Here is a 22,035-nt window from a genome sequence, read left to right on the forward strand (position 1 = left end):
TGTTCCTGATCACTCGAATGCACGGCCCCCGCTTCGGTAGCGTCGAAGGTCACAGGGAGGAAGTCAAGTCCAGGGGGGACCATGACGGCCGGCCGCTTGATTCTCGACGACGGGGAACTGTCCTACCTCGGGCAGGGCGAGGGGCCGCCGGTCGTGCTGCTGCACGGCGGCGCGCTCGGCGGCGTCACCTGGGAGCGCCAGTTCGACCTGCTGGCCCGCGACCACGCGGTGGTCCGGTACGACGCGCGGGGTCACGGGGAGTCCTCGCCGCCGACCGGCCCGTTCGCCCACCACGAGGACCTGAGGGCGGTGCTGGACGGGCTGGGGCTGGACCGGGCGACGCTGGTCGGCCTGTCGCTGGGCGCGCGCACCGCCGTCGACTTCGCGCTCACCCACCCCGACCGGGTGGCCGACCTCGTGCTGGTCGGTCCCGGCGTCAGCGGGATGGCGTTCGCGGACCCGTTCATCCTCGACCAGGCGGCCCGCCTGCGCGCCTCGACCACGGCGGACGAGGTCGCGGAGTGCCTGCTGCGGATGTGGGTGGACGGTCCGCACCGGTCGCCGGACGAGGTGGACCCGCGGGTGCGGGAGCTGTGCCGCGCGCTGGCCGTCCACGCCGTGTCGCGCGGCGCGTTCGCCCGGCCGGCGGACGAGGTGGGTGCGATCGACCGGGTGGCCGAGCTGCGGGCGCGCACGCTGGTGGTCGTCGGCGACCTCGACTCGTCCGACATCCACGCGGTCGCCGACCTGCTGCACCGCTCGGTGCCCGGCGCGGTGAAGGTCGTGGTGGCGGGCGCCGGTCACGTGGTCAACCTCGACCGCCCGGACGAGTTCGACCGCGCCCTGCTGCGGTTCCTCAGCGCGTCGCGATGAACGGCGGTTTCCACCGGGCGGTGCTCGAACGGGCCGACGCCGCCGTGCTCGTGGTGGACCCGGGTGACCTGGGCGTCCGGTGGGCGTCGCCGGCGGCCCTGCGGCTGTTCGGCTGCTCGTCCGGCCTGCTGCCGGACCTGGTGGCGCCCGGCGACGCGGCGGCGGTCGGGACGTTCCTGCACGCCGCGGGCCGCACGGGCGCGTCGCGGCTGTCGTGCGCGGTGCCGGTGGAGGGGTCGGCGCACCGGCGGGTGGACCTGATCGCCCGCGACCTGAGCGACGACCCGGACGTGCGCGGCCTGGTGGTGGTCGCGCTGGACGTCACCGGCTGGGCGGAGACGGCCGACGAGCTGGGCAGCAGGCTCAACACCGACGCGTTGACGGGCCTGGCCAACCGCACCGGGTTCCTGCCGCGGCTGGAGCAGGCCGTGCGCGGCGGGCACGGACCGGTGCTGGTGTTCCTCGACCTCGACCAGTTCAAGGACGTCAACGACCGGCACGGGCACGCCGCGGGCGACCACGTGCTGCGCCTGGTCGGGGCACGGCTGGCCGCCGTCGTGGCCGGCCGCGGCACGGCGGCCCGGCTGGGCGGCGACGAGTTCGCCGTGCTGCTGGACGAGCTGGACGAGCGGCAGGCCGTCGCCGCGGCGCACGAGATCCTGGCCGTGATCGCCATGCCGGTCGTGCTGGACGAGGCCGTGGTCCGGGTGTCGGTGTCGGCGGGCATCACGTTCGTCCGACCCGGCCACGGCGCGGAGGACCTGGTGCACCAGGCGGACCTCGCGATGTACCGGGCGAAGACGATCGGGCCGGTGGGCGTCGCGGTCTACGACGAGGACCTGGAGGACTGGGCGCTGGCCCGCAAGCACCAGGTCGACCGGCTCGCCGAACGGCTGGAGGAGCTGCGCGCGGAGAACCGGGCGCTGACCGAGGCGGCGACGGTGGACCAGCGCACCGGCCTGCCGAACCCGGCCACGTTCGACGCCGACCACGCCCGCCGCAACCGCGTCGGCGAGCCGTACAGCCTGCTGCTGGTCGACATCGACCGCTTCCACAGCTACAACACCCTCTACCGCTACCTGGCCGGGCACGAGACGCTGCGCCTGGTCGGCGAGGCGATCAACGCCACGGCCCGCGCCGGGGACCGCGCGTACCGGTACGGGGGCGAGGAGTTCACCGTGCTGCTGCCGGACACGCCGCTGGCCGGCGCGCTGGCGCTGGGCGAGCGGATCCGGCAGGCGGTGGAGCGGCTCGGCATCGAGCACCGGGGCAACCCGGGCGGCGTGGTGACGGTGTCGATCGGCGCGGTGGAGGTCCTGCCGGGCGCCACCGTCACCGACGCCGTGGAGGAGGCCAGCGTGGCCGTGCTCCAGGCGAAGGACGCGGGCCGCAACCGCGTCGTGGGCCGCCGCGCGGGCGGCTAGCGGCCGGTGGCGGAGGGGGCCGCCTTCCTCAAGCCCGCGTGGGTCGAGCTGCGCGGCGACGGCCAACTGCTCTTGCTGCGCCCGTCCGACGGGCCGACGGCCTGGCTGATCAACCCGGGGGCCGGCGCGGACGTGACGGTCGGCGCGACGGTCCGGGACCTGCTGCCGACCATGACCCGGCGGCTCCCGCCGGACGTCCCGCCGGTGAGCGTCGGCGGCGATCGGGCGGTGCTGGACCACTGGCTCACCCGCGCGGCGCTATGGCTCGGCCGTTCGGCCGATGTGATAACTACGCACAGTAGATAATCGGCAGGGATGGATTGCGAATCAATGAATTAAGCTGGGCCGATCTGGTGAATGCCATCACGCTGAGTTAGTAAGAGTGGCGTGGACCACGACTCGATGCAGCACTTCTCCGACGGCCTCTCCACCCCGGTGTTCGCCTTCGTCGTCTCCGTTATCGGCTCCCTCATCGGCCTCGCCTGCATGGCGCGTGCCCGGGCCGAGCCCGCCCGCGCCGCCAAGACCCGGTGGACCCTGCTGGGCGCGCTCGCCATCGGGGGCATCGGCATCTGGCTGATGCACTTCATCGCCATGCTCGGCTTCGACGTCCCGGACGCCACGATCAAGTACTCCGTGCCGGTGACCGCGCTGTCGGCCGTGGTCGCGATCGTCGTGGTGGGGATCGGGTTGTCCCTGGTCACGCTCATCCGGTTCACCAGGATGCGGCTGCTCCTCGCGGGCGCGCTGGCCGGGCTCGGGGTGGCGGGCATGCACTACCTGGGCATGTCCGCCATCCGGTTCAAGGGCGAGGTCTCCTACGACCCGGCGCTGGTCGCGCTGTCGTTCCTGATCGCGGTGGTCGCGGCGACCGCGGCGTTCTGGTTCACCCTGGTCGTCACGACGACGCCGGCCAGGCTCGCGGCCGGCGTGATCATGGGCGTGGCGGTCACCGGCATGCACTACACCGGCATGGCCGCGGTGCGGGTCAGGACCGACCCGACGATCGCCGCGCCGCAGGGCACGACGGCGTTCGACCTGGTGTTCCCCGTGTTCGTGACGAGCGCGCTCGTCGTGGCGGTGCTGCTGTGGATGCTGTTCACCGACGACGACGCGCTGGGGGAGACCGCCTGACCCGCGACTACCGTGGTCCCGTGACGTCCTGGGCGGCGGTGGTGCTGGCGGGCGGTCGGGGCAGCCGGCTGGGCGGCGTGGACAAGGCGTCGGTCGTGGTCGACGGCCGCACCCTGCTCGACCACGTGCTGGCCGCGGTCGCGTCCGCGCGGCAGACCGTCGTCGTCGGACCCCGCCGGGCCGACGCGCCCGACCTGCCCGGCGTGGGCTGGACGCGCGAGGACCCGCCCGGCGGCGGACCGGTCGCGGGGCTGGCCGCGGGCCTCGCCCACGTCACGACCGACCTGGTGGTGGTGCTCGCGGTGGACCAGCCGGGCATCACCGCGTCCACCGTGGACCGCCTGCTCGCCGCCGTGGCCGACACCGGCGCGGTGCTCGTGGACGAGGACGGGCGGGCGCAGTGGCTCGCCGGCGCGTGGCGGGCCGGTGCGCTGCGCCGGGCGCTGCCCGCCGACCCGCGCGACGTCTCGGCGCGGTCGGTCCTGGGGCCGCTCGACCCGACGCCCGTGATCGCCCGACCGGGTGAAGCGCGGGACGTGGACACCCCCCGCGACCTCGCGCCGTGACCGGTTCCGCCGCGGTCGCCGCCGGGCCGGGCGAAGATCCGGCCCGACGGGCGTGAGCTGCGCCGCTGCCCGATACCGCACACCCGGACCCCTTCACAAGAGCCACACCGTCGGCAGGGGAGACTGACCACCGTCGTACAACCCTGTCGAGGAGGACCTGTTGTCCGAGCCCGCCGCCGAGGCGACCCACACGCCGGCTCGTGACGCCCAGTTGCTCGAACGCACCGTGTTCGAGGTCAAGCGGGTGATCGTGGGCCAGGACCGGTTGGTCGAGCGGATGCTCGTCGGCCTGCTGGCCAAGGGCCACCTGCTGCTGGAAGGCGTGCCCGGCGTGGCCAAGACGCTGGCCGTGGAGACGTTCGCCAACGTCGTGGGCGGCTCGTTCTCGCGCGTCCAGTTCACCCCCGACCTGGTGCCCGCCGACATCCTCGGCACCCGCATCTACCGCCAGGGCAGCGAGAGCTTCGACGTCGAGCTGGGCCCCGTGGTGGCCAACTTCGTCCTCGCCGACGAGATCAACCGCGCGCCCGCGAAGGTGCAGTCGGCCATGCTCGAGGTGATGGCCGAGCGGCACGTGTCCATCGGCGGCAAGACGTTCCCGATGCCCACCCCGTTCCTGGTGCTGGCCACCCAGAACCCGATCGAGAACGAGGGCGTGTACCCCCTGCCCGAGGCGCAGCGCGACCGGTTCCTGTTCAAGATCCAGGTCGAGTACCCGACGGCCGAGGAGGAGCGGGAGATCGTCTACCGGATGGGCGTGGAGCCGCCGGTGCCCAACCAGGTCCTCGGCCCGGACGAGCTGGTCCGCCTCCAGGGCGTGGCCTCCCGGGTGTTCGTGCACCACGCGCTCGTCGACTACGTGGTGCGGCTGGTCATCGCGACCCGCGCGCCCAAGGAGCACCAGCTCACCGACGTGGCCGGCTGGGTCGCCTACGGCGCGTCGCCGCGCGCCAGCCTCGGCATCATCGCCGCCGCCCGCGCCCTCGCGCTCGTGCGCGGCCGCGACTACGTGCTGCCCCAGGACATCGTGGACGTGGTGCCGGACGTGCTGCGGCACCGCCTCGTGCTGTCCTACGACGCGCTCGCCGACGGCGTCCCGCTGGACCACATCATCACCCGCGTGCTCCAGACCGTGCCGCTGCCGCAGGTCTCCGCCCGTCCGCAGACGCCGCAGCCCGCGGGCAGGCCGTGACCGAGCCGACCCCGACGACCGCCGGGCGGCCGAGCTGGGCGCCGCCGGTGCTGCACGGCGGCCGGATGGAGGCCGCGCTGCGCACGCTGGAGCTGGAGGTGCGCCGCCGGCTGGACGGCCTGTTGCAGGGCAACCACCTGGGTCTCGTGCCCGGACCGGGCTCCGAACCCGGCGAGGCGCGGCCCTACCAGCCCGGTGACGACGTGCGGCGGATGGACTGGGCGGTCACCGCGCGGACCACCGTGCCGCACATCCGCGAGACCGTCGCCGACCGCGAGCTGGAGACGTGGCTCGCGATCGACCTGTCGCCGAGCCTCGACTTCGGCACGGCGGCGTGCGAGAAGCGCGACCTGGTCGTGGCCGCGACCGCCGCGGTGGCGCACCTGACCCGCGGCGGCGGCAACCGGATCGGCGCGCTGGTCTCCACCGGCGACCGGCTCGTCCGCGTGCCCGCGCGCGGGGGCCTGGCGCACTCGCGCGGCCTGATCCGCAAGGTCGCCGAGACGCCGCGCGCGCCCGAGGGCACCCGCGGCTCGCTGGCCGAGGTGGTCGAGCAGCTGCGCCGCCCGCCGCGCCGCCGCGGCCTGGTCGTGGTGATCTCGGACTTCCTCGGCGCGACCGACTGGCAGCGCCCGCTGCGCGCGTTGTCCGCCCGGCACGACCTGGTGGCCGTCGAGGTGATCGACCCGCGCGACATCGACCTCCCCGACGTGGGCACGGTCGTGCTGGCCGACCCCGAGTCGGGCCGGCAGCGCGAGGTGGTCGCGTCGCCGCTGCTGCGCCGCGAGTTCGCCGCGGCGGCGGCCGAGCACCGGGCGGAGGTGGCCGCCGGGTTGCGCCGGGCCGGGGCCGGGCACCTGGTGCTGCGCACCGACTCGGACTGGATCGCCGACACCGTGCGGTTCGTCGTGGCGCGCAAGCGCCGCTGGTCGGGAGGTGTGGCCTGATGAGCCTGTCCGGGTTCACCGCGCCGTGGTGGTTCCTGCTGCTCGTCGCCGTGGCGGCGCTGGTCGCGTGCTACGTCGTGCTGCAACGCGTGCTGCGCAAGCGGACGCTGCGGTTCGCCAACCTGCCGATGCTGGAGAAGGTCGCGCCCAAGCGCCCCGGCTGGTACCGGCACGCGCCGGCGGCGTTGCTGATGGTCGCGTTCATCGCGCTGACCGTGGCGCTGGCCGGGCCGACCGCCGAGCAGAAGGTGCCGCGCAACCGCGCCACCGTGATGCTGGTGATCGACACGTCGCTGTCGATGAAGGCCACCGACGTCAAGCCGTCCCGGCTGGAGGCCGCGCAGGTGGCCGCCAAGTCGTTCGCCGAGGGGCTGACGCCCGGCATCAACCTGGGGCTGATCTCGTTCGCCGGGTCGGCCACCGTGATGGTCGCGCCGACCACCGACCGCGGCGCGGTCACGCAGAGCATCGACGGGCTGAAGCTGGCCCAGTCGACCGCGACGGGTGACGCGATCGTGGCGGCGCTGGCCGCGATCGACTCGTTCGGCAAGGTGGTCAGCGGCGCGGACGGGCCGCCGCCCGCGCGGGTCGTGCTGATGACCGACGGCAAGGAGACGGTGGGCACGCGGGACGCGTTCGACGCGGCCGAGGACGCGAAGAAGGCGGGCGTGCCGATCTCCACGATCTCGTTCGGCACCGAGGAGGGCGTGGTCGAGATCGAGGGGCGTCGGCAGGACGTGCCGGTGGACGACGACTCGATGAAGGAGATCGCGAAGCTGTCCGGCGGCGAGTTCTTCAAGGCCGCGAGCGCCGAGGAGCTGCGCCGGGTGTACGACACGCTCGGCGAGCAGATCGGGTACGAGAAGAAGCAGGCCGACGCGTCGCGGCCGTGGGTGGCGGTGGGCACCGTGCTGGGGATGCTCGCCGTGGCGGGCGCGCTGCTCTTCGGGCAACGTCTGCCGTGAACGGGCAGTATGTCGCCCGTGGTGGTGGCGGAGCACTGGCGGGAGATGGTCGACTGGTCCGTGGCGCTGCTGCGCCGCGGCACCGGCGAGGGCGTGCCGGAGTGGAACCGGCGGGTGCTCGCGTCCGGCGTGGACAACGAGCGTGACCTGCGGGTCTGGCTGCGGGAGCAGGGCGTCACGGGGTACCCGCAGATGCTGCTGGTGATGGAGCGGTTCGGGTACCCCGAGTTCATGGACCCGCGGTCGGACTGGGCGTCGGCCGGCGTGGTGGACGCCCAGTACGCCGACCGTCCCGAGCTGCGCCCCATCCTCGACCGGGTGCTGGCCGAGGCGGCGTTGCTGGGGCCGATGCGCGTCCAGGCGCGGAAGACGCACGTGGCGCTGCTCACGCCCCGGCGGACGTTCGCCGTCGTGAAGCCGACCACGCGGACCCGCGTCGACCTGGGCCTGCGCCTGCCGCCCCACCCGCCGGCGGGCCGTCCGGGAGCCGTCACCGTGCGCATCGCCATCGCCAGCGCCGACGACGTGGACGACACCACCCTGGACCACCTGCGCACCGCCTACACCGCCAACACCTGACCCGTGAGTCGAACCTCCAGTACCCGCGTGTCCCACGTTCGCGTCCACCGTGTCCTACGTTCGGGCACCCCGAGTTGAACGCTCGGAACAGCCCCGGCCGTCCTGAGCGTTGAATTCGGGGTACCGGAACGTAGGACACGGTCGTTCTGGACGTAGGACACGCGGGTGGGTCAGCCGTGCAGGGTGCGGTAGGTGGCGGCGGCGCCGGGGTGCAGGGGGAGGCCGGCGGTGCCGATCAGGCTGCGGACGTCGAGGAACTGGGTGCCCAGCGCCTGCTCCGGGACCAGGGCGGCGGCACGGGAGACCAACGTCCGCGTCACGGCGGCGGCCACGTCGTCCGGCAACGACGCCCGGCACACCAGCAGGTTCGCCACCCCGATGGTCGGCACCTCGCGCGTCGCGCCGTACACCCCGACCGGCACCGACACCTGCTCGTACACCGAACCGTGCGCCGCCCGCAGCCCCGGCACCAGGTCGGCCAGCGGCAGCAGCCGGATCCCCGGCGACGCGGCCAGCTTCGGCGTCGGCACGCCACCCGACCACAGCAACGCGTCGACCCGGCCCTCCGCCAACGCGCCCACCGCGTCACCCAGCCGCAGGTGCTCCACCCGGACGGACCCGCGCAGCCCCAGCGCCACCAGCATCCGCTCCCCGGACAACGACGCGCCGGACCCCTCCGCGCCCAGCGACACCGCCCGCCCGGCGAGGTCGGCGGGCGCCCGCGCCGGGTCGTCCTCGCGCACCACGAGCTGCAGGTAGTTCTCGTACACCCGGCCCAGCGCCCGCAGCTCCAACCCCGGGTCGGCCACGCGCGCGGAGTCGGCCAGGGTCAACGCCACCTGCGCCCCGCCCGACGCCAGCAACGCCAGGTTCGCCAGGCTGCCCTCGGTCTCCAGCACCCGCCCCCGCACGTCCGACAGTTGCGCCGCGAGCAGGGTGGCGAAGTCGAAGTACATGCCCCCGCGCTCACCGGCGGCGATCGCCACCTCCCCGGACGGCCCGCCGGGCGCGCACCCGGCCGCCACCAGACCCAGCAGGAACACCCGCCGGTTCACAGCGCCGGCTCCAACGGCAGCGCCACCCGGGCGGTGAACCCCTCGCCCGGAGCGGACGACAGGGTCAGCACCCCCTGCCGGGCCTTCACGAGCTGGTCCGCGATCGCGAGCCCCAACCCGGTGCCGGGCTGCCCGGACGCCCCGCGCCAGAACCTCGACGTGGCCAACGCCAGCTCCTCCCCGGTCAACCCCGGACCGTCGTCGCGCACCTCGACCCACCCGACCCCCGCCGCACGGTCCGCGCCCAGCGACACCCGCACCGCGCCGCCGTACTTCACCGCGTTGTCCAGCAGCACGTCCAGCACCTGCGCCAGGTCCGACTCGGGGCAGCGCACCAGCACCGCCAACGCGGGCGTGACCGGCAGCGGCACCTGCCAGAACCCCGCCCGCTCCACCGCCACCGCGCCCACGTCGGCCAGCTCCGGCTCACGCCCGCCCGCCGCGACCTCGGTCGCCGCGCTCTCCGCCGACGCCAGCGCGAGCAGCCCGTCCAGCAACGACTCCAGCCGCTCGATCTCCGCCATCCCGGCCGTGTACGCGCGCACGCCCTCCGGCTTGACCTGCCCGGCCAACGTGTCCATGCGCAGCCGCAACGCCGCCATCGGGTTGCGCAGCTGGTGCGACGCGTCCGCGATCAGCCGCCGCTGCTGGTCCGCCGCCTCCGTGACGGCGTCGGACATCCGGTTGAACGACTCCGACAGCTCCCGCACCTCCGGCGGCCCGCTGCTGCCCGGCACGTGCGCCCGCCGCTCGCCCGCGGCCACCGCCCGCACGCCCACCGCCAGCTCCGCCAACGGCTTCAGCAGCCACCGCGTGACCGCCAGCACCAGCAGCACCGAGGCGACGGCCGCCGCCAGCGCGCCACCGAGGACCAGCAGCCACCGGGCCGTCACGTCCGCCGCCGCGCGCTCCACCGACGCCCGCAGCACGACCGCGCCGGCCACCCGGGTCCCCGTGCCCACCGGGCGGGCGAACACCACGTGCCCCGACGACCACGGCTTCACCGTCGGCACCGGGGGCGTGGGCTGGTTGCGCAACGCGGCGTCCAGCACCTGGGCCAACGCGGGGTCGTCCGCGGTCAGCCCCGCCTGCGCGACCGGCCGCCGCCGCGCGTCGACCACCACCACCGCGTCGCCGTACAGCTCGACGTACGCGGCGACCTCGTCGGCCAGCGCCGCGTTGTCGCCCGTGGTCTCGGCCTGCTGGGCGAGCGCGGCGAACCGGTCCAGGTCGCCGGTGCGGGCCAGCACGAACCGCTGGGTGCGCTCGGCGGCCGTGGCCGACAGCAGCGGCCCGGCGAACGCCGCCACGGCCGCGGCCGAGAACAGCAGCAGCACGAGCAGCAGGCGGCGGCGCATTCACCCACCGAGCCGGTAGCCGAAACCGCGGATGGTGGTGAGCAGGCCGGGGCGGTCCAGCTTGGCCCGCAGACCCGCCAGGTGCACGTCCAACGACCGCGACACGGCCAGGTACGCGTCGCCCCACACCTCGTCCATGAGCTGCTGGCGGCTCACCGCCGTGCCCGCGCGGCCGGCCAGCGCGGCGAGCACGTCGAACTCCTTCGTGGTCAACGACACCTCCCGGTCGCCGACCACCACCCGCCTGCCCTCCAGGTCGATCTCCACGTCGCCGACCCGGACCCGGCGGTCCCTCGGTCCGGTGAGCGCCGCGCTGCGCCGCGCGACCGCGTCCATCCGGGCCAGCAGCTCGCCGAGCCGCACGGGTTTCACCAGGTAGTCGTCGGCGCCCAGGCGCAGGCCGCGCACCACCGACCGCTCGTCGCCCCGCGCCGTGAGCACCAGCACGGGCACCGGCGAGACCTTGCGGATCTTGCGCAGCACCTCCAGCCCGTCGGTGTCCGGCAGGCCGAGGTCGAGCAGCAGCAGGTCGAAGTCGCGGTGCACGAGCAGCGCGTCCGAGCCCCGCGCCACCCTCGTGGGCCGGTGGTCGTTGCCCTCCAGCGCCTCGACCAGCGCGTCGGCGACCCCGTCGTCGTCCTCGACCAGCAGCACGCGCACCCGGCCACCCCCTTTTTGGTAGGGGCGATTATGGCGTCCGGGGTGTAAACAGGTGCCTGTGAGCATTGACGAGCACGTGCCCGCCCTCCTGCTGGACGAGGCCAGTGAGGCGCTCGAAGAGCTGGCGAGCGTGCTCGCCGACGGGCAGAGCCTGGCCGAGGCCCTCCAGCAGCTGGCGGAGTCGGCGTCGCGGATCATCCCGGACGCCGAGCACGTCAGCGTGACCGTCGTCGGGCCCGAGGGCCCGACCACGGCGGCGGCCACCGACCCCAAGGTGGTCGCCATCGACACCGACCAGTACGTGGTCGGCAACGGTCCGTGCCTGGAGGCGGCGCGCACCCAGCGGCCCGTCCGGGCGACCCCCGAGGACGGCCGGGAGCGGTGGCCGGAGTTCGCGGCCGCCGCCGAGGAGGCGGGCGTGTGCGCGTACCTGTCCGCGCCGATCGTGGTCGAGGACACGGTGCTCGGCTCCCTGAACATGTACAGCTCCGACCCGCGGGCGTTCGACCCGTTCGACGAGGCGCTGGTGCGGCTGTTCGTCACGGCCGCGTCCACCTCGATCACCGGGTTCAGCCGGTACGAGCGCTCCCGCCGCCTGATCGAGAACCTCCAGCACGCGCTGGAGTCGCGGGCGGAGATCGACCAGGCCAAGGGCGTGCTGATGGCCGCGTACGGCATCGACGCCGAGGAGGCGTTCGGCCGGCTGGTGGTCGAATCGCAACAGCACAACACCAAGCTGCGCGACGTGGCGCGCAACCTGCTCGATTCGGTGCGCAAGCCCTGACCGCCGACAATGGTCGCCGGCGCGATTCCGCGGAATTCGGCGACCGCGACGGGTGAAGTGCCGCAAATCGGTCGTCACCGCCCGGTTCCGGCGGCGCGGCCCTTTCCGGTTCTTCCCGGGAAAGCCGCGCCGCATCGGTCCGTCAGGCTCGGCGACGCGCGCGGCGCAGGTGGTAGAACGTGCCGACGCCCATCGCGAGCAGCGCGCCGGCCAGCAGCAGCGCGCCCTTGACCTCGGCCCCGGTGTAGGCGAGCTTGCCGCCCTGGTCCGGGTAGCCCACGGGGACCACGGCCTGCGTCGACGTCGTCGTGGACGTGGCCGACGTCCCGGTGGTCGTGGTGCCGCCGCCGGACGCGGTCGTGGTGGTGGTGCCGGAGCCGCCCGTGGGGGTGGTGGTCGTCGTCGGCTCGGTCGTCGAGATGTCGGTGGTCGTCGTGGTGGTGGGTCCGGTGGTGGTGCCGCCCTCGACGGTGAACTCGTGCAGCCGCGTGGCCTGGCCGGGCAGCAGCGTGCACGGCGAGACGAAGGTGCCAAGGCCCGTTTCCGAGCCGTCGGCCTTGCGCGGGGTGAGGGTGACCTCGAAGTCGCCGACGTCGATGGTGGTGAAGCCCGCGGCCGGGAACGCCACCGGCGGCGTGCCGCCCGTGGCCACCGTGTCGAACGGGCCCGACGCCGGCACGGTGGTCAGCCCCACGGTGAGGTCGGCGTTGATGTCGTACACCGTGCCCGCGTTGTCCGCCCGGGTCGTCGCCCGCGCCGTGCCCTCCACGGTCGCCGCGCCCACGAGCGCCAGGCCCTCGGTCGCCGTGGCCGGGACGGTGGCGGTCGCGGTCACCGTCGTGGCCGGGGTCGGCTGGTTCACCACCGCCGAGTCGGGCAGGTCGGCCACCTCGATGTGGACGGACATCTCCTGGTCGCCGATCAGCGGGAACGGGCAGGTGTAGACCAGCGTCAGCGACGCCGTCGCGGCGTTGCCGACGCCCGCGCCCACCAGGGCCGAACCGCCGACCACCACCGCGCCGACGGCCAGCGCGGCCACCCTGTCTCGCACTCTCATGGCAGGTCTCCCCGGGACGACCGAGCGGGCCGGTGGTGGCACCGGCCCGCGACGGTGTGGTGTGGTCACCGCTGGTGGGCGCTCACGCGGGCGCCACGGTGAACGTGTGGAGCAGCGTGTTCTGGTTCGGCTTCAGCGTGCAGTTGGAGGTGAACGTGCCCAGGCCGGTCAGGCCGCCGCTGGACGTGCGCGGCGTCAGCGTGGTGCTGAACGCGCCCAGCCGGACCGTGCTCACGCCCGCCGTGGTGAAGGTCAGCGACGGCGTGCCGCCCGTGGCGACGGTGTTGAACGACCCCGCGAGCGGGATGTTGGTCTTGGCCACCGTCAGGTTCGCCACGACCGGGACCGGCGTGCCGGCGTTGTCCACCGTCACCTGCGACCGGGCGGTGCCCTCCACGGTCGAGGCGCCCACCAGCCGCAGGCCGCTCGTCGCGGTCGCCGGGACCGTCGCGGTGGCGGTGACCTTGGTCGGCGGGACCGGCTGGCCGACCACCGCCGAGTCGGCCAGGTCGGCGACCTGGATGCGCACGGTCATGTCCTGCGTGCCGATCAGCGGGAACGGGCAGCTGTAGGCGAGGGTGAGGCTGGCGGTGGCGGCCGCGCCGGTGCCCGCGCCGGCGAACGTCACCGCGCCGGCGACGGCGGCCGCGACCGCGATCATGCCGACGACCGTACGGCCAGTTCGTTTCTGCATGTGCGTCTCCTCGTCGAGAGCAGTGCGGAAAACAGTTGGTTCGGAGTGCCGCAGGGGCTACTGGTCAGTAAAGTAGCTATGTCGGGCAGGTTCGGCAAGCATTCTTTTCGGCGTTTCCGAGGGTGTGTCAGGTTCTACAAAAGGGTCCGAAAGACTTATCACGCGCGTGACAAAGAATCGACCGGACTTGTCGCGCCGCAGCCGCGGAAGTAGTTTCGAAGAATGAGCGGAGCGGGGTCGTGAGGATCGCGGCGGTGCTGGCCGCCCTCATCGCGGTGCTGGCCGCGTCGACGTCCCCGGCGCCGGTCGTGCGGCACGGGGAGGGGCCCGCGCCGCGGCCCGTCGCGGGGATCCGGGTGTCCTACCAGGTCGACGGCGTGACGCGGATCGCCAAGCTCCAATCCGACCTCGTCATCGGTCCCGGCAGGCTGGACGCCGAGATCGACCTCGCGTCCGGCACGATCACCGGGGACCTGTGGCTGCCTCCGGCCGACGGCTACTTCGTCGTCTTCGGCTTCGTGCCGACCACGGCGCGCACCACGCTGACCCCGGTCGGCCGGGTGTCCGGCACGATCAGCGAGGGGCAGGTCGAAGCGCGCGCCGAGGTCGACATCGGGCTCGGCGACGTCGCGGTGAACGAGCAGCCGCTGGACGCCGGTCCGGCGTGCGCGACCGCCGAACCGGCGTCGCTGGGGCTCGCGGGTCCCTTCGAGCTGGCGCAGATGCGGCTGACGGGCGTCTACGCGATCCCGTCGTTCGGAAACTGCCTGGGGCGCGAGCGGCTCGACCCGCTGTTCACCGGTCTGATCTCCGGGCCGGGCAACGCCATCGACCTCACGCTGACCTTGCTCCCGACCCCGTGAACCCGGTCGCGCCCGCCGCCGGCTGCCCGTTCAGCAGCCGCGAGGCGCGCAGCGCGATGCCCATGTCGAACAACGCGTCCGGGTCGTGCAGCCGATCGCCGAACAGCTCCTCCAGCTGCCGCAGGCGGTAGCGCACCGTCTGCGGGTGCACGGCCAGGCTCGACGCCACCTCCGGCGCGCTGCCCCGGGTCTCCACCCACGCCGTCATCGTCTCCCTCATCCGCTGCTGCTGCTTCGGCGTCAGCCCCTCCAGCGGGGCCAGCGTCCGCCGCACCAGCTGCCGCACCAGCTCCTCGTCCCCGAGCAGCAGCAGGGTCGACAGGTGTTCGGAGGCGTCCACCATCGGCCGGTCCTCGATCACGCCCGACTGGATCAGCGTGATGGTGCGGCGCGCCCAGCGCAGCGACTGCCGTGCCGAGGCCAGCGGCACGACCGGGCCGACGGCCGCGCGCCAGCCGCCGAGCTTCTGCTCCAGCGCGACGAGCTGCCGTTCCGGGTCGGTGAGCAGCAGGCACGGCTCGCTGCCCTCCAGGTCCATCAGGATGTCCTCGTGCAGCGCCGGGATCGGGAGCTGGTGCTGGTCGGTGCGCCGTTCCAGCGCCACCACGAGCACCTTGTCCGGCAGCGGCCAGTGCGCGGCCTCGGCCAGCTCCGCCAGCGCGTTCGGGTGGTAGCCGGGCTCGCCCAGCAGCAGCTCCAGCAACCGCTTGCGCCGCCGCTGCACCGCGCCCGCGTGCCGGGCCTGGGCCTCGGCGTAACCCTCCATCGAGCGCAGCGACAGCTCGTCGATGTAGGCGAAGATCGCCTCCGCGATCAGGCACATGGTGGCCAGCGGCACGCGCTCGGTCTGCCCGAACTCGGAGATCCGCCGCCACGCGACCCGCGCGCCGATCCGGTAGGCGGTCTGGAGCAGGTCGAGGCTGCGGCCCGCGCTGACCTCCAGCTTGCCGAGCATGCGGAACAGCTTCGCCCGGTCCTCGCGCTGCGCGGTCGGGTCGACCATCCGGTCGATGAACTGGTGGATCGCCTGTTCCACCCCCTCGACCACCACTTGGCCGAACATCCCCTCCAGCTTCTGCGAATACTCGGCGATCTGGTTCTGGATTTCCCGGACCATGTCCACGGCCACGTCGCCCGCCCTGGCGCGGAACTTCGGCGCCAGGTCGGCGGGCAGTTGCTCCCACAGGTCCGCGTTCCCGATGAGCGGTAACTCGGAGGCGGTGACTTCTCCGGTTCTGTTCATGCTGCTCGCCCACCACCAAACGGTCGGGTGTGATTCCGAACACTGTATTTTTGATCATGAAAAGTTGTCAACCACGCGCACGGGTGTGACAAAGACGCCGGTGGCCGGTGGTCCGACCGGTCGTGCACCGGCAGTGACCGCCGGAGCGCCTGATCGGGTGGGAAGGGCTGCTCCATTGCGGTGTGGTGCCGCGCCCGAATGCGTTCCGGTGCCTCTGCCACGCCCGTGCCCCCGATTCTCGACAACCCGTCAACGCATAGTCCGGGCACGAGTCGGGACGCCAGGTCGCACACGTCTTTGTGCATCCACGTGAGTGTTCGTCACCCCGTTTTTGTCACGCTCCTGACAATTCCCGGCGATCCTTGTGCGCGGCCACGTCCGTCAGTAACGTACCCGCCGGTAACGTGATTTCCGGTTTATTCCACGTATCCCCGGAGAACGCCGTGGTATTGCGTCGACGCCTGTTGGGGCTGCTGTTGGCCGCGCTCCTGGTCGCGGCGTGCGGCGTGTCCGTCGCGGCCTACCGGAAGGCGTTCGCCTCGCGGGTGGCGGTGCTGCTGCGCACCGACCACGTCGGCAACCAGCTCCAGCGCGACTCGGACGTGAAGCTGCTCGGCGTGCCGGTGGGGGAGGTGCGCGCCATCCGCTCGCGCGGCGACGGCGCGGAGGTGGAGCTGGCCCTGCGCCCCGACCAGGTGCGCCGCATCCCGGCGAACGTGACCGCCCGGCTGCTGCCCAAGACCCTGTTCGGCGAGCGGTTCGTCAGCCTGGAACCGCCCGCCGACCCGACCGGCTCGCTCGGCGAGGGCGACGTGATCGAGCAGGACCGCACGTCCGCCGCGATCGAGCTGGAACGGGTGCTCACCGACCTGATGCCCACGTTGCAGGCGGTCCGGCCGGACAAGCTCGCCGCCGCGCTCACCTCGGCGGCCCGGGCGCTGCGCGGTCGCGGGGCGACCCTGGGGCAGGCGATCGCGCGGCTCGACGCGTACCTGCGCGAGCTGAACCCGCAGCTCCCGGTGCTCCAGGAGGACATCACCCGGTTCGCCGACGTCGCCGGGGTGTACGCGGACGCCGGCCCGGACCTGGTGCGGGCGCTGGCGGACGCCACCGCGGTCAGCCGCACGCTCGCCGACCAGCGCGCGAACCTCGACGCCGTGTACGGCAGCCTCACGACCGCCGCCGCGGACCTCACCGGGTTCGTCCGCGCCCACGGCGAGACCGCGGTCGCGCTGGCCGACCGCGCCCGGCCGACGCTCGAACTGGTCGCCACCTACTCGCCCGAGTTCCCGTGCGTGCTCGCCGCCGTCAACGCCCTCCGGCCGCGCATGGACGAGGTGCTGGGCAAGGGCACCGACCAGCCGGGCGTGCACGCCGAGGTCACCGTCGTCCCGCCGGGCGAGGCGTACGTGCCCGGCCGGGACGAGCCGGCGCACCGGCGCGGCGGCGGACCGCACTGCCCGACCGGCCCGCTCACCGCCGTGGCCCCGGACCGGGTGCCCGACTGGGCCGGCCTGCTGATGGGAGCCCGATGAGACCCCTCGCCGCGCCGCTGACGAAGTTCCTGGTGTTCGCCGCGGTCACGATCGCCGCGACCGCCTTCCTGGCGGCGACCATCGCGGGCAGCCGGGTCGGCGGCACCGTCGCCTACACCGCGCGGTTCACCGACGTCACGGCGTTGGCCGAGGGCGACGACGTGCGCATGTCCGGGGTCAAGGTCGGCCAGGTCGAGTCGCTGGAGCTGGTGGACGACCGGTTCGTGGACGTCGGGTTCTCCGTCGCGGACGGCAGGCGGCTGTCCGCCGACGTCACCGCCACCGTCAAGTACCGCAACCTGGTGGGGCAGCGGTACGTCGCGCTGGAGCAGCCCGCCGGGCGGGTCGACGCCACGCTGCCGCCCGGTGGCCTGATCCCGGTCGAGCGGACCACGCCCGCGCTCGACCTGACCGCGTTGTTCAACGGCTTCAAGCCGCTGTTCCAGGCGCTGAACCCGGAGGACGTGAACAAGCTCTCCCTGGAGATCGTCCAGGTGCTCCAGGGCGAGGGCGGCACGGTGGAGAGCCTGCTCGCGCACACCGCGTCGCTCACCACCGCGCTGGCCGCCAAGGACGACGTGATCGGCGAGGTGGTCGAGAACCTCAACGCGGTGCTGGAGACGGTCGAGTCGCGCGACGACCGGCTCGACGCCCTGCTCACGTCGATGAGGCAGCTCGTGTCCGGGTTCGCCGCCGACCGGCAGCCGATCGGCGACGCCATCACCGGCCTGGCCGCGTTGAGCGACAGCACCGCGTCGCTGCTGGAGCAGGGCCGCCAACCGCTCAAGGACGACATCGCCGCGCTCGGGCTGCTCGCGGGCACCCTCGGCGACGCGCCGGAGCTGGAGCCGTTCCTGCGCACCCTGCCGGTGAAGTTCGAGGCCATCGGCCGCACCGCGTCCTACGGCTCCTGGCTCAACTTCTACCTGTGCTTCGCCTCCTCGCAGGCGCCGCCCGCGCCCGGCGGCCCGCCGGTCGGCATCCCCGTGACCGAATCGAGGTGTCACCGATGACCCGCAGACCGGTGCTGCTGGGAGCCGTCGGGCTCCTGGTCGTCGCGGTCACCGCCCTGCTCACCTTCTTCCTGGAGGACCTGCCGTTCTTCGGCGGCGGCGCCGTGCACACCGCCGACTTCACCGAGGCGGCCGGCCTGCGCGTGGACGACGAGGTCCGCGTCGCGGGCCTGAAGGTCGGCGCGGTCACCGACGTCGGGCTGCACGAGGGCCGGGTGCGGGTGGCGTTCCGGGTCGAGGGCGTCGAGCTGGGCGACCGCAGCCGGGCCGAGATCCGGATCAAGACCCTGCTCGGGCAGAAGTACCTGGCGCTGGAACCCGCGGGCCACGACCCGCTCACCGGCGCCATCCCGGTCGAGCGCACCACCTCGCCGTACGACGTGGTCGAGGCGTTCAACGGGCTCTCGGCCACGGTCGCGGCGATCGACACGGACCGGCTCGCGGAGAGCTTCCGGGTGCTGTCGGACGCCTTCCGCGACTCGCCCGAGCACGTGCGGCAGGCGTTGGACGGCCTGTCGGCGCTGTCGAAGACGATCTCGTCCCGCGACGAGCAGCTGGCGTCGCTGGTCGAGGGCGCGAACCGGGTCAGCGGGGTGCTGGCGGCGCGGAACGAGGACTTCGCCGCGCTCATCACCGACGGCAACCTGCTGCTGGAGGAGGTCGGGCGCCGCCGGGACGCCATCGCCCGGCTGCTGGACGGCACGCGGGAGCTGTCCCGGGAGTTGTCCGGCCTGGTCGCGGACAACCAGGAGCAGTTGCGGCCCGCGTTGGAGCGGCTGGAGCGCGTCACCGACGTGCTGCGGGACAACCAGGACGCGCTGGACCGGGGGCTCGCCCTGGCCGGGCCCTACTACCGGCTGCTCACCAACTCCCTGGGCAACGGCCGGTGGGTGGACACCTACCTGTGCGGCCTGGTCGTCGAGCCCGGCGCGCGGCGCGACTGCCCGCAGGGGGAGCGCTGATGTTCATCCGGACGCGGGCCGACCGCCGCCTCGTCATCGGGCTGGCGCAGTGGTACGCCGTGGTGCTCGTCGCGACCGCCGCGGTGTGGTGGGTCTTCCTCCAGCCCTCGCCGACCCGCGTGACGGCGCAGTTCGCCGCCGCCGTCGGCGTGTACGAAGGCTCGGACGTGCGGGTGCTCGGGGTGAAGGTGGGCCGGGTGGCCGCCGTGGCGCCCGACGGCGCGTCCGTGCGGGTGGACCTGGAGCTGGACGAGGGCGTGGACGTGCCCGCCGACGCCCGCGCCGTGATCGTGTCGCCGACCGTCGTGGCCGACCGGTACGTGCAGCTCACCCCCGTCTACACCGGCGGCGACAAGCTCGCCCCCGGCGCGGTGATCCCGGCCGCGCGGACCGCGGGCACGGTCGAGCTGGACGAGCTGTACGCGAGCCTGGACCGGGTGCTGACCGCGCTCGGCCCGGAGGGCGCGAACCGCGAGGGCGCGCTGTCCGACCTCCTGCGCACGGGCGCGGCCAACCTCGACGGGACGGGCGGCGCGCTGAACGAGTCGGTCCGGCAGCTCGCGGACGCGGCCCGGACGTTGGCCGGGTCGCGCGAGGACCTGTTCGGCACCGTGGACCACCTCCAGCGGTTCACCTCCGTGCTCGCGGCCGACGACGAGCAGGTGGGGCGGCTGGTCGACCAGCTGGCCGACGTGTCCGGCTTCTTCGCCGCCGAACGGGAGGATCTCGGCGCGGCGCTGGGCGAGCTGGCCACGGCCCTGGAGCAGGTGCGGGACTTCGTGCACGACAACCGCGACCGGGTGCGGTCCACGGTGGACGACCTCGCCGCGTTGACCGGGGTGCTCGTCCGGCAGCAGCAGTCGCTGGCGGAGGTGGTCGAGGTCGCGCCCGTCGCGCTGCACAACGTGGTCGACGCCTACGACCCGCGGACCGGGACGTTGACCGCGCGGGCCAACCTGGACGAGTTCGTGGCCGACCTGCTCAGCGTGCCGGGGGGTGCGCGGTGATGCGGTGGGCGGCGCTGGCGCTCGTGCTCGTGCTGACCGGGTGCTCGGCCACGCCGAGCGCGTACGACCTGCCGCTGCCCGGCGGCGCGGACCTCGGCGACCGGCCGTACCGGGTGACCGTCGAGTTCGACGACGTGCTCGACCTCGTGCCGCAGGCCGGGGTGAAGGTGGACGACGTGCCGGTGGGCAAGGTCGAGGACATCGCGTTGTCCGAGGACGGCTCGACGGCGCTGGTGCGGGTCGCGGTGCGCGGTGACGTGCTGCTGCCGGCCAACGCGCTGGCCCTGCTGCGGCAGTCGAGCCTGCTGGGCGAGAAGTACGTGGAGCTGGTCGCGCCGGCCGAGCGGTCGGCGTCGCCGCTGGTGGACGGCGCGCTGATCCCCGTGACCCGGACCAACCGCAACCCCGAGGTGGAGGAGGTGTTCGGCGCGCTGTCGATGCTGCTCAACGGCGGCGGGATCGGGCAGCTCCAGGAGATCTCGCGGGAGCTGAGCGCGGCGTTGTCCGGCAACGAGGCCGCGGTGCGGTCGCTGCTGTCCACCCTGGACACGTTCGTGGGGGCGCTGGACTCGCACAAGGGCGAGATCACCCGTGCGCTGGACGGGATGAACCGCCTCGCGTCCGCTTTGGAGTCCCGGAAGGACGACATCGGCGAGGTGCTGGACGGGCTGGAGCCGGGGTTGCGGGTGCTGCACGAGCAGCGCGGGCAGCTCGTCGGGCTGCTGGACGCGGTGGACGAGCTGTCCGACGTGGCCGTGGACACCGTCGACCGGAGCCGGGACGACCTGGTGGCCGACCTGCGGGCGCTGGAGCCGACGCTGCGGCGGCTCGCCGAGTCCGGGCAGAACCTGCCGCAGTCGCTGGAGATGCTGCTGACGTTCCCGTTCACCGACGCGGTGCTGGACGGGATCAAGGGCGACTACCTCAACGCGTACCTGACGCTGACCCCGCCGGGAGGCCGTCGATGATCACCGGGCGGACCAGGGTGCGGATCGCGTTGTTCGTCGTCGTCGCGCTGCTCGGCGTCAGCTACGTGAGCGCCAGGTACGCCGGGCTCGTGGTGGTGGACGACGGGTACGTGGTGCGGCTGGAGCTGGCCCGGACCGGCGGGCTGTTCACCGGCGGCGAGGTGACGTACCGGGGCGTGCCGGTGGGCCGGGTCGGTCCCGTGCGGCTGGGCGACGGGCAGGTCGAGGTCGAGTTGCGCATCGCGGCGGGCGCGCCGCCCATCCCGGCCGACCTGGACGCCGTGGTGGCCAACCGGTCGGCGGTGGGCGAGCAGTACGTCGACCTGCGACCGCGGGGCGGCGGTGGGCCGTTCCTGGGTGACGGCTCGGTGATCCCGCGGGCGCGCACCACGCTGCCGTTGCCGGTGGAGCGGGTGCTGACGAGCCTGGACGACCTGGCCCGCTCGGTGCCGCAGGACTCGTTGCGGACCGTGGTGGACGAGCTGGACCAGGCGTTGCGGGGGACCGGGCCGGACCTCCAGGCGCTGCTGGACGCCACGGCGGAGTTCGTGGCGACCGCGACCGCCCACCTGCCGCAGACCACCCGGCTGCTCACCGACTCGGCCACCGTGCTGCGGACGCAGGTGGACCACGCGGCGGCGATCGAGTCGTTCGCGGACAGCGCCCTGCTGGTGGCGGCGCGGCTGCGGGCGGGCGACGGGGACCTGCGGCGGCTGATCGGGGCCGTGCCCGGGGCGTCGGCGCAGGTCAGCGTCCTGCTGCGGGAGTCGGGGCCGAACCTCGGGGTCGTCCTGGCGAACCTCCTGACCACGGCCGACGTGCTGGTCACGCGGCAGGGGGCGGTGGAGGAGGTGCTGGTGACGCTGCCGGACGCGGTGTCGGTGGGCGCGTCCACGCTGGCGTCCGGGCAGGCGCGGTTCGGGCTGGCGCTGACGTTCTTCGAGCCCCCGCCGTGCGAGGCGGGCTACGAGGGCACCCGGCGGCGGAGCGGGCTGGACACGTCCGCCGGCCCGTTCAACACGAGCGCGGCGTGCACCCTCCCGCGCGGCTCGGCGACCAACGTCCGGGGCTCCCACAACGCCCCGCGCTGACCTGAGCGTTGAACTCGGGGTACCTGAACGTAGGACACACGCGTTCTGAACGTAGGACACACGCG

Annotated in this window: 23 protein-coding genes; 17 read left to right on the forward strand and 6 right to left on the reverse strand. The window is 73.7% G+C overall.

The genetic code is table 11. The features are described 5' to 3' along the window. Positions 1 to 81: 81 nt before the first annotated feature. The 9 genes from ACFXGA_RS31485 to ACFXGA_RS31525 all read left to right on the forward strand — a co-directional run bounded on the left by ACFXGA_RS31485 (position 82) and on the right by ACFXGA_RS31525 (position 7,680). Positions 82 to 873, forward strand: a complete 792-nt coding sequence (locus ACFXGA_RS31485) for an alpha/beta fold hydrolase (RefSeq protein ID WP_378094210.1) — start codon at positions 82 to 84, stop codon at positions 871 to 873. Then, entirely contained in the window at positions 870 to 2,297 is a 1,428-nt protein-coding gene (locus ACFXGA_RS31490; RefSeq protein ID WP_378094212.1) for a diguanylate cyclase domain-containing protein, read from the forward strand. The genes ACFXGA_RS31485 and ACFXGA_RS31490 overlap by 4 nt, the downstream gene beginning before the upstream one ends. 6 nt (positions 2,298 to 2,303) lie before the next feature. Continuing rightward, a complete protein-coding gene (locus ACFXGA_RS31495; protein ID WP_378094214.1) occupies positions 2,304 to 2,603 on the forward strand; it encodes a hypothetical protein in 300 nt (99 codons plus the stop codon). An 81-nt stretch (positions 2,604 to 2,684) separates the two neighbouring features. Then, a complete protein-coding gene (locus ACFXGA_RS31500) occupies positions 2,685 to 3,431 on the forward strand; it encodes an MHYT domain-containing protein (RefSeq protein WP_378094216.1) in 747 nt (248 codons plus the stop codon). Between the two features lie 20 nt (positions 3,432 to 3,451). After that, the gene (locus ACFXGA_RS31505; RefSeq protein ID WP_378094218.1) at positions 3,452 to 3,997 is read left to right on the forward strand and encodes a molybdenum cofactor guanylyltransferase; all 546 of its coding nucleotides are present in this window, start codon (positions 3,452 to 3,454) and stop codon (positions 3,995 to 3,997) included. A gap of 160 nt (positions 3,998 to 4,157) precedes the next feature. After that, positions 4,158 to 5,189 carry an AAA family ATPase gene (locus tag ACFXGA_RS31510; protein ID WP_378094220.1) on the forward strand — a complete coding sequence of 344 codons (1,032 nt, stop codon included), beginning with the start codon at positions 4,158 to 4,160 and terminating at the stop codon, positions 5,187 to 5,189. A 65-nt stretch (positions 5,190 to 5,254) separates the two neighbouring features. Beyond that, positions 5,255 to 6,136: a DUF58 domain-containing protein gene (locus tag ACFXGA_RS31515; protein WP_378094255.1), complete on the forward strand. Its 882-nt coding sequence runs from the start codon at positions 5,255 to 5,257 to the stop codon at positions 6,134 to 6,136. Beyond that, entirely contained in the window at positions 6,136 to 7,101 is a 966-nt protein-coding gene (locus ACFXGA_RS31520) for a VWA domain-containing protein (RefSeq protein ID WP_378094222.1), read from the forward strand. The genes ACFXGA_RS31515 and ACFXGA_RS31520 overlap by 1 nt, the downstream gene beginning before the upstream one ends. Before the next feature lie 18 nt (positions 7,102 to 7,119). Continuing rightward, a complete protein-coding gene (locus ACFXGA_RS31525; RefSeq protein ID WP_378094224.1) occupies positions 7,120 to 7,680 on the forward strand; it encodes a DUF5655 domain-containing protein in 561 nt (186 codons plus the stop codon). A gap of 170 nt (positions 7,681 to 7,850) precedes the next feature. Here ACFXGA_RS31525 and ACFXGA_RS31530 read toward each other — a convergent pair whose 3' ends face one another. The 3 genes from ACFXGA_RS31530 to ACFXGA_RS31540 are packed head-to-tail and all read right to left on the reverse strand — an operon-like array spanning position 7,851 to position 10,753. Then, the gene (locus ACFXGA_RS31530; RefSeq protein WP_378094226.1) at positions 7,851 to 8,735 is read right to left on the reverse strand and encodes a TAXI family TRAP transporter solute-binding subunit; all 885 of its coding nucleotides are present in this window, start codon (positions 8,733 to 8,735) and stop codon (positions 7,851 to 7,853) included. Next, on the reverse strand, positions 8,732 to 10,093 hold the full coding sequence (locus ACFXGA_RS31535; RefSeq protein ID WP_378094228.1) for a sensor histidine kinase: 1,362 nt from the start codon (positions 10,091 to 10,093) through the stop codon (positions 8,732 to 8,734). Before ACFXGA_RS31535 ends, ACFXGA_RS31530 begins: the two co-directional genes overlap by 4 nt. Continuing rightward, positions 10,094 to 10,753, reverse strand: a complete 660-nt coding sequence (locus tag ACFXGA_RS31540) for a response regulator transcription factor (protein WP_378094230.1) — start codon at positions 10,751 to 10,753, stop codon at positions 10,094 to 10,096. It abuts the gene before it with no gap. 58 nt (positions 10,754 to 10,811) lie between these two features. On the opposite strand from ACFXGA_RS31540, the gene ACFXGA_RS31545 reads away from it, so the two are divergent. Next, positions 10,812 to 11,537: an ANTAR domain-containing protein gene (locus ACFXGA_RS31545; RefSeq protein WP_378094232.1), complete on the forward strand. Its 726-nt coding sequence runs from the start codon at positions 10,812 to 10,814 to the stop codon at positions 11,535 to 11,537. Positions 11,538 to 11,679: 142 nt separating this feature from the next. On the opposite strand, the gene ACFXGA_RS31550 is transcribed toward ACFXGA_RS31545, so the two are convergent. Both ACFXGA_RS31550 and ACFXGA_RS31555 read right to left on the reverse strand, forming a co-directional pair. Further along, on the reverse strand, positions 11,680 to 12,594 hold the full coding sequence (locus ACFXGA_RS31550; protein ID WP_378094234.1) for a DUF6801 domain-containing protein: 915 nt from the start codon (positions 12,592 to 12,594) through the stop codon (positions 11,680 to 11,682). 82 nt (positions 12,595 to 12,676) lie between these two features. After that, positions 12,677 to 13,288, reverse strand: a complete 612-nt coding sequence (locus ACFXGA_RS31555) for a DUF6801 domain-containing protein (RefSeq protein ID WP_378094236.1) — start codon at positions 13,286 to 13,288, stop codon at positions 12,677 to 12,679. A 239-nt stretch (positions 13,289 to 13,527) separates the two neighbouring features. Here ACFXGA_RS31555 and ACFXGA_RS31560 point away from each other — a divergent pair, with 239 nt between their 5' ends. Then, a complete protein-coding gene (locus ACFXGA_RS31560) occupies positions 13,528 to 14,151 on the forward strand; it encodes a hypothetical protein (protein WP_378094238.1) in 624 nt (207 codons plus the stop codon). On the opposite strand, the gene ACFXGA_RS31565 is transcribed toward ACFXGA_RS31560, so the two are convergent. Further along, positions 14,123 to 15,394 (reverse strand): helix-turn-helix domain-containing protein, encoded by a 1,272-nt coding sequence (locus ACFXGA_RS31565; protein ID WP_378094240.1) that lies wholly within the window; start codon positions 15,392 to 15,394, stop codon positions 14,123 to 14,125. The two genes, ACFXGA_RS31560 and ACFXGA_RS31565, sit on opposite strands and share 29 nt — an antisense overlap. Before the next feature lie 443 nt (positions 15,395 to 15,837). On the opposite strand from ACFXGA_RS31565, the gene ACFXGA_RS31570 reads away from it, so the two are divergent. The 6 genes from ACFXGA_RS31570 to ACFXGA_RS31595 are packed head-to-tail and all read left to right on the forward strand — an operon-like array spanning position 15,838 to position 21,970. After that, positions 15,838 to 16,929 (forward strand): MCE family protein, encoded by a 1,092-nt coding sequence (locus ACFXGA_RS31570; protein WP_378094243.1) that lies wholly within the window; start codon positions 15,838 to 15,840, stop codon positions 16,927 to 16,929. Further along, on the forward strand, positions 16,926 to 17,942 hold the full coding sequence (locus tag ACFXGA_RS31575; RefSeq protein ID WP_378094245.1) for an MCE family protein: 1,017 nt from the start codon (positions 16,926 to 16,928) through the stop codon (positions 17,940 to 17,942). Before ACFXGA_RS31570 ends, ACFXGA_RS31575 begins: the two co-directional genes overlap by 4 nt. Then, positions 17,939 to 18,904 (forward strand): MCE family protein, encoded by a 966-nt coding sequence (locus tag ACFXGA_RS31580; RefSeq protein ID WP_378094247.1) that lies wholly within the window; start codon positions 17,939 to 17,941, stop codon positions 18,902 to 18,904. Before ACFXGA_RS31575 ends, ACFXGA_RS31580 begins: the two co-directional genes overlap by 4 nt. Continuing rightward, positions 18,904 to 19,911 (forward strand): MCE family protein, encoded by a 1,008-nt coding sequence (locus ACFXGA_RS31585; protein WP_378094249.1) that lies wholly within the window; start codon positions 18,904 to 18,906, stop codon positions 19,909 to 19,911. Before ACFXGA_RS31580 ends, ACFXGA_RS31585 begins: the two co-directional genes overlap by 1 nt. Further along, positions 19,911 to 20,879, forward strand: a complete 969-nt coding sequence (locus ACFXGA_RS31590) for an MCE family protein (protein ID WP_378094251.1) — start codon at positions 19,911 to 19,913, stop codon at positions 20,877 to 20,879. Before ACFXGA_RS31585 ends, ACFXGA_RS31590 begins: the two co-directional genes overlap by 1 nt. Next, on the forward strand, positions 20,876 to 21,970 hold the full coding sequence (locus ACFXGA_RS31595; protein WP_378094253.1) for an MCE family protein: 1,095 nt from the start codon (positions 20,876 to 20,878) through the stop codon (positions 21,968 to 21,970). Before ACFXGA_RS31590 ends, ACFXGA_RS31595 begins: the two co-directional genes overlap by 4 nt. The last annotated feature ends 65 nt before the right edge of the window (positions 21,971 to 22,035 follow it).

Origin of the sequence: Actinosynnema sp. NPDC059335 (genome assembly GCF_042752395.1) — a bacterium.
Lineage (GTDB): Bacteria > Actinomycetota > Actinomycetes > Mycobacteriales > Pseudonocardiaceae > Actinosynnema.